Raw genomic sequence first — 11,475 nt, 5'->3', positions numbered from 1 at the left:
TATTGTTTGAGTCTACTTCTCATAATAACAAACGAACCTTTTAGGTGGCGGAAGTGAGTTTCGTAAAAAACACATCTACAGTTCAATAATCCGTGTAATTCCTTTTTTATCATTTCACAGCAACCTTGTTAATTAAGTTAAATTTAATGTTAATGATATAATAACTCAAAGAAAGCTGATTTTTTTAGGAGGACTAACATGATAAAACAACCTAAAGCAATTTTTCTAGATATGGATGGTACGATTTTAACTCATCAGAATCAGGTAACAGTTAAAACAAAGGAAGTTATTGATCAGTTACGCAGTAAAGGAATTCTTGTGTTTATTGCAACAGGAAGATCATTTGATGAAATTGCAAACTTAGTTCCAGATGGATTCCAGGTTGATGGCTTTATTAGCTCGAACGGAATGGCTGCCCATGTTGATGGAGTAGCGGTTATGGAGCATTCATTACCACTGGATTTAGTGGAGAAAGTAATCGAGAAAGCAAGAAAACATAAGGTTTACTATGAGCTTTTCCCAAATAAGGGATCTAGATTTACACTAAAAGAAGATCGCCACTTTGTTGAAAATGAAATACGTGATCCAAGAATCGAAACTGTCGGCATAAATGAATGGACGTCACGTAAAGAAGCAATTAAGAGTGAGATTGAATGGAAAGATGTGATTGAGGGAGATAAGTTTTCTAAATTCTACTGTTTTAGCCGCTCTAAAGAACAAATCAATGCATGGAAAAAGGAGCTTGAGGAATTGAAGAAGGAAATAGATTTTACCATGTCTATTTCATCAGAGCATAATGTGGAAATTATGGTTGCGAACGTAAACAAAGCAACAGGTATTGAGTACATATTAAACAAGAATAACTTAACAGCAAACGATATTGTGGGAATTGGTGATAGTGATAATGACATACCAATGCTTAAGTTTGTTGGACATTCGGTTGCGATGAAAAATGCCCCGGATCATATAAAAGAATTAGTTGATGATGTAACAGATTTTACTTGTGATGAAGACGGTGTTTCGGATTATCTTGAGAAGCATTTTTTATAAAAGAGTTTGCAATTCGCTTAAGTATTAAGACTTTCTAAAGGTTCCTCGGACTTTGGGGAGTCTTTTTTTGCTAATGAAAAAACTTGAAACTATTTTATCAGCAAAATCGTCAAATACGCGAAAAAATAGAAAATGTTGAAGGAAAGGAGACCAAATGGATAAACATGAAAGAGATAAACTGCTTGAACAAATAATGATTGACCATGGAAGTGAATTAGTAAGGTTAGCTTACACATATGTAAAGGATAAAGAAACTGCAAAAGATATGGTACAAAATGCATTTGTTAAATGTTATGAAAATCTAGATGGATTTCGCCATGATGCACAATTAAAAACATGGCTTTATCGGATAACTATCAATCAGTGCAAAGATTACCTTAAGAGCTGGCATTATAAAAAAGTGAAAACATTATATTCTATACAAGAAACAGCAAAATCCTTTTTCCCATCTACAGAAAAAACAGTAGTAGATGATTATGAAAAACAAGAAATATACGAACATATTTCTTCGCTTCCAGATAAGTACCGAGAAGTTATTTATCTATATTACTATAAATCTCTAAAAATAGAGGAAATATCGGATATTACAAATATCCAAATAAACACTGTTAAAACTCGATTAAAAAGAGCAAAGAAAAAGCTGAAATTAAAATTAGAGGAGGCAGAGGTTTATGGATGAAAAAGAACTAAAGAACTCACTAATTTGGGCTAAAGATGATGATGAACTGGAGTTTACGAGTGAAGATCGGAAGAAGGTATTTAATCGAATAGCCGATAATAATAAAGTAAAGCAGCAAAAAAGAAAGCCTTTTTTAAAAAATCATATGGTTCCTACTTTAAGTCTCATATTACTACTAATTGTTTTTACTAGTATACTATTACCGACAATTTTAACAGGTAATAAAAATCAAAATGCAGAGTCGATCACTGAGACCATTGTTAACCAAAATCAAGAAGTCTTCTCCATTTTACTTATGGGAATTGATGCGTATAACCGATCTGATGCAAATGTTTTATTAACTTATAATCGTGAAAACGAAACGGTGAAGCTAACTTCCATTCCGCGTGATGCATATGTATCGATCATCGATAAAGCTGGGAAGGAAATGAAAAAGGATAAATTTACTCATGCATACACATATGGTGGTGTGGATTCTGCAGTTGAAACGGTTGCAAATTTAATGAATATACCTGTTGATTATTATGCTGTAGTGAACATGGATGGATTTATATCAATTATTGATTCATTAGGTGGAATATCTTATCAGCTGAATGAGTCTGTTAGCTTAACAAAGGGAGATGGACGAACACAAAAGATTGAAAAAGGAACACATCAATTTAATGGTGAGGAAATGCTGGCACTATTGAGAGAGAGATTTTCATTGTCTGATGGATCGATAGGGAGAGAAAAGGAACATGCAAGATTTGTAAATTCAGTAATTAGCGAAGCAAAAGGAGGAATATCACTTCAACAAATTAAAGATTTATCTCAATATGTTGATACAAATATGCCTTTAGATACATTATATTCAGTCATATCGAAATCAGACATATATTCGATTCACACACTAGATCTTACAGAAAGTTCAGAGGGTATTAATATGGAGGGTCAGTATTATTTGGAGCTTAATAGCAGTATAGTAGACAATGTTTCTAATGAGTTTTCAACACATATGGATGAGAATTAATATACGGAGAGCTTCTCACAATAGTGAGAAGCTTTTTTGTTGGCTAAAATAAGACTAGCAAAAGCTAGCCTCACTTTTCAAATATACATCATATTCCGACTGGATTACCCACAAATTGTTGCTAAAACCTTTTGAATATCATAAATGCTACTATCTTTTTTGAATTGTTTTGCGATAGCGGGTGTTTGTGCGCCAGAAATCCATATTTTTAGTTCTGCATCAAGATCAAAGTGACCCGCTGTTTCGATACTGAAGTGGGATATGCTTTTATAGGGAATGGAGTGGTATTCAACCTTTTTGCCTGTTAGTCCTTGTTTATCTACAACTAAGAGTCGCTTGTTTGTGAATACGATTAGATCTCTTATTAACTTGAATGCCACATCAATTTCCTCACCGTGAGCTAAAAGTTGTTCTAATTCTTTTGTTACTTCTTCGTTTGAGATTGTTGAAGCATTGTCTAAAAGTCCATCTAGAAAGCCCATACTTTTCTCTCCTTTCATTCCTCTACTGTACCTATTCGGGAAAACTTGATGTATCCCTTTCTTTTTATATTGTTAAAATTTCAATATATTACTAAAATCAAAAGGATTTTGTTAAGTTAATCAGAATACTATAATGAAGAAGAAAGATAGAATTCATCTCAGGAGGAATATCATGTCTCAATACGAAGCAATGCATCCAAAACTCGGTCGAGTTATTAAAAATATTGAAAGTGTTATGGTCGGAAAAAGAGATGTTAGTTTATTAAGTCTTGTAGCGATTCTTGCAAATGGTCATGTTTTACTTGAGGATGTTCCAGGTGTTGGGAAGACGATGATGGTTAAGGCACTTGCTAAATCTGTTGGTGCAGAGTTTAAGCGAATTCAGTTCACGCCTGATTTACTTCCGTCTGATGTGACGGGTGTTTCCATATATAACCCTAAAGAATTAAGATTTGAATTCCGTGAAGGTCCGCTTTTTGGAAATATTGTTTTAGCTGATGAAATTAATCGAACTTCTCCTAAGACGCAATCTGCCTTATTAGAGGGGATGGAGGAAGGAAGTGTGACTGTTGATGGTAACACTAGAATCCTTGCGAAGCCCTTCTTTGTTATGGCCACACAAAATCCTGTTGATTATGAAGGAACATACCCTTTGCCTGAAGCACAGCTTGATCGATTTTTATTTAAGCTAAGAATGGGGTATCCAACAAAATCTGAAGAATTTGAAGTGTTAACTTTAGCGGAAAAGGAAAGACCGATCCATAAGATTGAAAGTGTTATTTCAAAAGAAGAATTAGCAGAGCTACAAGATGAGATCCAAACTGTTTATGTAGATGAAACGATTAAAAACTATATTATCGATATCACTAGTAAAACGAGAAAGCATCCTTCTGTTTATTTGGGAGCAAGTCCACGTGCTTCTATTGCATTAATGAAAGCTGCTCAAGCATATGCTTTTATTTTAGGAAGAGATTATATTATTCCTGATGATATTCAATATTTAGCTGTTTACACTTTGGCGCATCGAATTATATTAAGATCTGAGGCGAAATTTGAGGGGAAATCATCAGAGGATATTATTGGAGAGATTATTAGTCGAACTTCTGTGCCAGTTCAAAGGTCGTTAAGTAGTAAATGATTGCGCTTTTTAAAAGGTTTTCCGTTGGTTGGAAGCTGTTTTCTCTCCTATTTCTTACGCTTGCGGCATTTAGCTATGCGATGTTTCAAGGTGGATTTGTAAGTTGGTTTTTGTTTTATAGTTTTTTACCTTTTGCCATTTATTCAATTTTGTTAATGCTATATCCGATTCGGTCATTTCAGGTAACAAGAAAAGTTAATCAAGAACAGTTTACTGCTGGTCAGAGGTTGATTGCTACAGTTACTGTGAAGCGAAAATTCCCCTTTCCGTTATTTTACCTTTTAGTTGAGGATGAACTCACTGATCGAATAAAAGGAATCAAAAAGCTGGAAGAGCCCAAGAAGCTGTTTTTTCCTTGGTTTAAAAGATCTGTTACGTATAGTTATGCGTTGTTAAATATGCCAAGAGGTGAACATCAATTTGGCTCTGTTCGAGTTCGTACTGGAGACTTATTTGGATTAATTGAGAAGGAAATGACATTTGTAGTTGAAAATTACTTTTTAGTTTATCCAACATTAATTGATGTTGATTATCGTCCTAATGAAAAACAATTTGAACAAGGATCTGCTTCAACACAAACGAAATATTGGCAGGATTCAACGATAGCAGTTGGAGTTAGAGAATATCAGCCTGGTGATAAATTTGCTTGGATTGATTGGAAAGCAACAGCAAGAAGAGATTCAATTATGACAAAGGAATTTGAACAATTACAGAGTCGTGATGTTGTCGTCTTTTTAGATCGGACAAAATCTGCTTTATTTGAATCGCTTATCACACATACAGCATCATATATAAAAGCAATTGTGAAAAGTGGTGCAAGAGTAAGTCTTATATCAATGGGATCTGATCAGCATGTGTTTGGACTACAATCAGATGAACAACATGTAAGAAGTATTTTTTATCATCTTGCAAAAGTAGATTGTGATAGTCATAAACCATTTTCAGCATCTTTAGAGAATCCGAGATTAAAAGCAGATATGAAGCAAGTGACAAATATTATCTTTACTAGTAACTTGAATCTTGATTTAGTTCGCAAGCTCGAAGGACTTGTAGGGCACCAGCAAACATATATGGTGTATATGGTTAAGGGCTACTATGACAAGCTATCAAAAGAAGATAGTGTCCTAATCGAGAGGCTAAAAAAGCGTCATATTAGTGTGAGGATTTTGCAGAATCGTGATGTTGAAAATGGATTCAAAGAGGTGGGCAATTCGTGAAGCTTCAAAGGGAAAATGACAGTAAAACAATTGCTTTTATCTACTATATCTTTGCGTTTATTTTATTATGGGAATGGCTAAGGCCACTTGAAGATTATACAGATACAGCAAACACATTTATCTTTAGTTTTTTTATTGGCGTTAGTTTTATACTCATTTTTTTCAAAGTACGCTGGTATTTCACATATCCAATAAAGCTTTTTATTATCGCTTTTATGTTACATGGCTTGTACTTTGAAGGAGTGTTTTTTAGCTTTTTATGGCTAAGAGATTTAGGGAGAGATATTGCCTACAATTTTGGGCTAATTCCTAATGCAGATTGGTTAAATATGACGTCTTCATTTAGATCACTTTTATTTTTCACCCTTTTATGGCTGCTAGTTTATTTGATTCATTATTGGATCTTGTTTCAACGAAGAATTTTGTTTTTCTTTGTTTTAACGCTCCTGTATATTACGATATTGGATACTTTTACAGCTTATGATGCAACATTTGCTATTGTTCGAACAGTGTTAATAGGCTTTTTTATGCTTGGTTTGCTTTATTTTGATCGACTGAAAAAGCTCGAGAACTTACAGGTGAAGAAAATTGCTTCTCTTCGCTGGATTTTACCACTTTTTGCATTTATTGTAGTTTCGATGATTTTAGCAATACTAGCACCAAAGGCTTCACCTCAGTGGCCAGATCCTGTTCCATACATTACAGCTGTTGGTCGTGAAGAGGATGAAGGAAGCGGCACAAAGAAAATTGGTTATAGTCAAAATGATGATCAGCTAGGTGGAGGGTTTGTTGAGGATGATACGGAGGTCTTGACTCACGTCTCTTCTGATAGGCATTATTGGCGTGTTGAAACAAAGGATGTTTATACAGGAAAAGGATGGCAGGCATCTGATCCTGAAGCTGTAAAAGAAGAGGTAACAAATATCCAAAATGAGTTTAATTGGGTTGATGAGAGAGTAGAAACAAAACAACTCACCTCAACAATTGCAATCAATGAAGGCTATAAATTTTTGCATGTGATTTATCCCTTAGGCTTAACGTCCTTTGAGACAGAAAACAATCTTCCTCTGTATGTGAATAAAAATATAGAGCAGCTTTCTCCATTTCCTAATGATGAAGGAGAAAGAGAAGAATTTTTAGGATATGACATTAGTTATAATATCCCGTTATATCCAATAAATGAAATGAAAAAAGAACAAACATTTGAAAATATGCCAGAAGGCTTTATGGAAAGATATACTCAATTACCTGACTCACTTCCACAGCGGGTTAGGGACTTAGCGGTGAACATTACCGAAGAAGCAGGAAATCAATACGATCGAGCTAAAGCGATTGAAGAATATTTGGGATCAGTAGCCTTTTCTTATGATAGAGAAGATATTGCGATTCCAGAAGGAAATCAAGATTATGTTGATCAATTTTTATTTGAAACCTTCACAGGATATTGTGATAATTTTTCAACATCAATGATTGTATTGCTACGGTCAATTGATATTCCAGCTAGATGGGTAAAAGGCTATACAGAGGGTGATTTTGTTCGGGCTCTTTCAAACGTAGAAAAGGAATACAGAATCACGAATAACAATGCCCACTCATGGGTGGAAATTTACTTTGATGGTGTTGGCTGGGTTCCATTTGAACCAACACAAGGCTTTGTAAATCCTTATGAGTTAACAGCTGATTATAAAAATGCTGATGAAAATGAAGAATCAGATCAACAAGAAACACAAGTTGAAAAAGAAGAAGAACCTGAAGAAACGCCTGAAAAACCTAATCAAGAGGAACAAGATGCAAGCTCAACAACTTCTAATGACACATTCACACTATTTGATATCCGCTTAGGTAGCTATGGATTATATGGAATATTGTTGGTAACTGTTATTACAGGCTTCATTATGTTCAAAACAAGAACAAAATGGTTAGGAAGATTGCTGCTGTTGAAATATAGGGATAGAAAAGATGACGATGTGTTTTTTCAAGCTTATGAATCATTGCTAAAGCAGTTTGAAAGAATAGGCTTAAAGAAGAAGCCTGATCAAACATTGCGCGATTTTGCTCATTATATTGACCGATATTTTCAAATCGTCGAGATGACCGCATTAACAAAAAGCTATGAAAGAGCATTATATCGACGTGATAGCTCTAATGAAGAGTGGCAGAGGTCAAATGAATTGTGGGAAAATTTAATTAAAAGAACATCATCTTGACCTTTTATACGATAGACTGATAGAATAGAAAAAATTATATTGTACCTTCATATATCCTCGATAATATGGATCGAGAGTCTCTACCGGGTAACCGTAAATAACCTGACTATGAAGGCAGAATAAAGTTCGTTATTGTAACTAGAATTCTGCCTTCTTTTTTATATAGAAGGACAGAAGTCTAGTTTTTTTGCATTATATGATATTTCCTGGGTTATGATGACTTTGTAAGGAAGATAAACCAAACATACGGAAGCGAATAGTTCTTTCTGGAATTTTTGCTAGTTTAATCTTCACTTTTATATGAGTATGCAAAGTTTGTTTTAGTATAATAGAGAATAGTAGTTAAAAAACAATGAGGTGACGATTTTGGCAAACATTCATGAAATGGTAGTAGTACTAGACTTTGGTAGCCAGTACAATCAATTAATTACAAGACGTATCCGTGAGTTTGGTGTGTATAGTGAGCTACATCCTCACACACTAACAGCAGAGGAAATTAAGAAATTAAACCCTAAAGGTGTTATTTTATCTGGTGGACCTAACAGTGTTTACGGAGAAAATGCATTTGACTGTGATGAAGCGATTTTCGATTTAGGCATTCCTGTTTTAGGGATTTGCTACGGTATGCAGCTTATGACACATAAGCTTGGTGGAAAAGTAGAATCAGCAAGTCATCGTGAATATGGTAAAGCAACAATTGATATTAATGGCAAACCAGGTTTATTTGCTGACTTACCAGAGCAACAAGTAGTATGGATGAGTCATGGAGATCTTGTTAGAGAGATTCCTGAAGGCTTTACTGTAGATGCTACAAGCACATCATGTCCATATGCGGCGATGAGTAATGAAGATCGCAAATTTTATGGTGTTCAATTTCATCCAGAGGTAAGACATTCTGAATATGGTAATGATTTATTGAAAAACTTTGTTTTTGGTATTTGTGAATGTGCTGGTAACTGGTCAATGGAAAACTTCATTGAGATGGAAACTGATAAGCTTAAAGCAAAAGTAGGAAATAAGAAAGTTCTTTGTGCATTAAGCGGTGGAGTTGATTCATCAGTTGTTGCTGTATTAATTCATAAAGCAATCGGTGATCAGTTAACATGTATTTTTGTTGATCATGGTTTATTGCGTAAAAATGAAGCAGAAAGTGTTATGAAGACATTTACAGAAGGCTTCAATATGAATGTTATTAAAGTGGATGCGAAGGATCGTTTCTTAAATAAATTAAAAGGTGTTTCAGATCCTGAGAAAAAGCGTAAAATCATCGGTAATGAGTTTATTTATGTATTTGACGATGAATCAGCTAAGCTTGAAGGAATTGAATTCTTAGCACAAGGTACGTTATATACGGATATTATTGAGAGTGGTACTGCTACAGCTCAAACGATCAAATCTCATCATAATGTTGGTGGTCTTCCAGAAGATATGCAATTCCAACTGATTGAGCCACTAAACACATTATTCAAAGACGAAGTTCGTGCTTTAGGCTCTGAGTTAGGAATTCCTGATGAAATCGTTTGGAGACAGCCATTCCCAGGACCAGGACTTGGTATCCGAGTACTTGGTGAAATTAGTGAAGAAAAGCTTGAGATTGTTCGTGAATCTGACCATATCCTGCGTGATGAAATTAAAAAGGCTGGTCTTGATCGTGATATTTGGCAATACTTCACAGTTCTTCCTGATATAAGAAGTGTAGGAGTTATGGGTGATGCAAGAACATATGATTACACAATCGGTATTCGTGCAGTAACCTCTATTGACGGGATGACATCAGATTGGGCAAGAATTCCATGGGATGTACTAGAAGTGATTTCAACTAGAATCGTAAATGAAGTGAACCACATAAATCGTGTTGTGTATGATATTACAAGTAAACCACCTGCAACAATTGAGTGGGAGTAAAACACGAACAAAACGAACATTATTTAAAATAATGTTCGTTTTTTTATTGACGGAATAACAATGAACTGATAAAATAAATTTATAACAAAATAAGTCGAAATACGTCGTATAATGTTGGGGATATGGCCCAAAAGTTTCTACCAAGCTACCGTAAATTGCTTGACTACGAAGTATTAGTATATAGGTTTTATTTCATTAACCTAGTATTAATATTTTCAAGTGTCAAGCGCTCATGGTCTGCTATGAGCGCTTTTATTATTATCGAACTTATAATCTATTATTTAGGTTCCCTTCATTATGCGACGTTTAACTAACCTAGGAGGAACACCTACTATGAAGAAGTTTTTTCAATTCGATGAATTAGGTACTAACTATCGTCGTGAGTTTATTGGGGGATTAACAACATTTTTATCAATGGCCTACATTTTATTTGTTAACCCAAGCATATTATCTATGGAGTCAATACCTGATTTACCTGCTGATATGAGAATGGATTCAGGTGCTATCTTCACAGCTACAGCAATTGCAGCTGCTGTAGGTTCATTATTAATGGGTCTTATCGCCAAGTATCCAATAGCACTTGCCCCTGGTATGGGTTTAAACGCATTTTTCTCATTCACAGTAATATTAACAATGGGTGTACCTTGGCAAACAGCTTTATCGGGAGTTTTTGTTTCAGGAATAATCTTTATTGCTCTAACATTATCTGGTTTACGTGAAAAAATTATAAATTCTATTCCGGCAGAGCTTAAGTTTGCTGTAGGAGCGGGTATCGGTTTATTTATCACTTTTGTAGGGTTTCAAAATGCTGGAATCATCGTTGGTAATGAATCAACACTTGTAAGTTTAGGAGATTTATCAAACCCACAGACACTGCTTGCAATCTTTGGTGTTTTTGTAACAGTTATCTTAATGGTTCGTGGTGTTAAAGGCGGGATTTTCTTCGGTATGCTTATCACTGCAGTAGTAGGGATGATCTTCGGGCAAATTTCTGCACCAACTGCGATCGTAGGTGCTGTACCAAGCTTAGAGCCAACTTTTGGTCAGGCGTTATTCAATTTAGATCAAATTTTCACAATTCAAATCTTAGTTGTTATTTTAACTTTCTTGTTTGTTGACTTCTTTGATACTGCTGGTACATTAGTAGCAGTTGCAAACCAAGCAGGGTTAATGAAGGAAAATAAATTACCAAGAGCAGGAAAAGCTTTATTTGCAGATTCAGCTGCAACAGTTGTAGGTTCTATACTAGGAACATCAACAACAACTTCATATATCGAATCATCTGCAGGTGTTGCTGCAGGTGCAAGATCTGGATTTGCATCAGTTGTTACAGCGGTATTATTCCTATTAGCATTATTCTTTTCACCGTTATTAGGAGTTGTTACACCAGCAGTTACTGCACCTGCATTAATAATTGTTGGGATCTTAATGGTTTCTTCATTAGGTAAAATCGACTGGAATCGTTTTGAAATTGCTGTTCCAGCATTCTTAACAATCATTGCAATGCCATTATCATATAGTATTGCTACAGGGATCGCGATCGGATTTATCTTCTATCCAATTACAATGGCGATGAAGGGTAAAGCGAAGGAAATTCACCCAATTATGTATGGGTTGTTTGTAATATTTGTTCTATACTTTATTTTCTTAGCGTAAGAGGTAGAGGAAGAGGTGTACTTAAATAGTACATCTCTCAGATCGTCGACAAAAGGGGTTCGGAATGGTTTCATTCCGAACCCCTTTTGCGATTTTCTTTATAAATTATCTAAAATGAGCGTGGACAGATCT

9 protein-coding genes and 2 riboswitches are annotated in these 11,475 nt (G+C 34.9%); of the genes, 8 read left to right on the top strand and 1 reads right to left on the bottom strand.

The window, feature by feature from the left end; translation table 11 throughout:
* Positions 1–198: 198 nt before the first annotated feature.
* The 3 genes from JOC75_RS22760 (at position 199) to JOC75_RS22750 (ending at position 2,738) form a co-directional block, all read left to right on the top strand.
* Positions 199–1,050 (top strand): Cof-type HAD-IIB family hydrolase, encoded by an 852-nt coding sequence (locus tag JOC75_RS22760; RefSeq protein ID WP_204956225.1) that lies wholly within the window; start codon positions 199–201, stop codon positions 1,048–1,050.
* A gap of 154 nt (positions 1,051–1,204) precedes the next feature.
* Positions 1,205–1,729, top strand: a complete 525-nt coding sequence (locus JOC75_RS22755) for a sigma-70 family RNA polymerase sigma factor (protein ID WP_204956224.1) — start codon at positions 1,205–1,207, stop codon at positions 1,727–1,729.
* Positions 1,722–2,738, top strand: a complete 1,017-nt coding sequence (locus JOC75_RS22750; RefSeq protein WP_204956223.1) for an LCP family protein — start codon at positions 1,722–1,724, stop codon at positions 2,736–2,738. Before JOC75_RS22755 ends, JOC75_RS22750 begins: the two co-directional genes overlap by 8 nt.
* A 104-nt stretch (positions 2,739–2,842) precedes the next feature.
* On the opposite strand, the gene JOC75_RS22745 is transcribed toward JOC75_RS22750, so the two are convergent.
* Complete coding sequence (locus tag JOC75_RS22745) at positions 2,843–3,220, bottom strand: PH domain-containing protein (protein WP_204956222.1); 378 nt, start codon at positions 3,218–3,220, stop codon at positions 2,843–2,845.
* A gap of 172 nt (positions 3,221–3,392) precedes the next feature.
* Between JOC75_RS22745 and JOC75_RS22740 the strand changes: the two genes are divergently transcribed.
* From JOC75_RS22740 to JOC75_RS22720, 5 genes are all read left to right on the top strand, one after another.
* The gene (locus JOC75_RS22740) at positions 3,393–4,358 is read left to right on the top strand and encodes an AAA family ATPase (protein ID WP_146950666.1); all 966 of its coding nucleotides are present in this window, start codon (positions 3,393–3,395) and stop codon (positions 4,356–4,358) included.
* On the top strand, positions 4,355–5,575 hold the full coding sequence (locus JOC75_RS22735; protein WP_204956221.1) for a DUF58 domain-containing protein: 1,221 nt from the start codon (positions 4,355–4,357) through the stop codon (positions 5,573–5,575). The genes JOC75_RS22740 and JOC75_RS22735 overlap by 4 nt, the downstream gene beginning before the upstream one ends.
* Positions 5,572–7,782, top strand: a complete 2,211-nt coding sequence (locus tag JOC75_RS24395) for a transglutaminaseTgpA domain-containing protein (protein WP_204956220.1) — start codon at positions 5,572–5,574, stop codon at positions 7,780–7,782. Before JOC75_RS22735 ends, JOC75_RS24395 begins: the two co-directional genes overlap by 4 nt.
* Before the next feature lie 27 nt (positions 7,783–7,809).
* A riboswitch (purine riboswitch) is annotated at positions 7,810–7,911 on the top strand.
* A gap of 255 nt (positions 7,912–8,166) precedes the next feature.
* A complete protein-coding gene (gene guaA, locus JOC75_RS22725) occupies positions 8,167–9,687 on the top strand; it encodes a glutamine-hydrolyzing GMP synthase (protein WP_239589637.1) in 1,521 nt (506 codons plus the stop codon).
* Positions 9,688–9,771: 84 nt separating this feature from the next.
* A riboswitch (purine riboswitch) is annotated at positions 9,772–9,873 on the top strand.
* A 147-nt stretch (positions 9,874–10,020) separates the two neighbouring features.
* Positions 10,021–11,343, top strand: a complete 1,323-nt coding sequence (locus tag JOC75_RS22720; protein ID WP_204956218.1) for an NCS2 family permease — start codon at positions 10,021–10,023, stop codon at positions 11,341–11,343.
* The last annotated feature ends 132 nt before the right edge of the window (positions 11,344–11,475 follow it).

It is taken from the genome of Metabacillus crassostreae (assembly GCF_016908395.1).
Classification (GTDB): Bacteria; Bacillota; Bacilli; order Bacillales; family Bacillaceae; genus Metabacillus; species Metabacillus crassostreae.
Note: the sequence above shows the minus strand (reverse complement) of the source record. Positions and strands in the feature narration are given on the sequence as shown.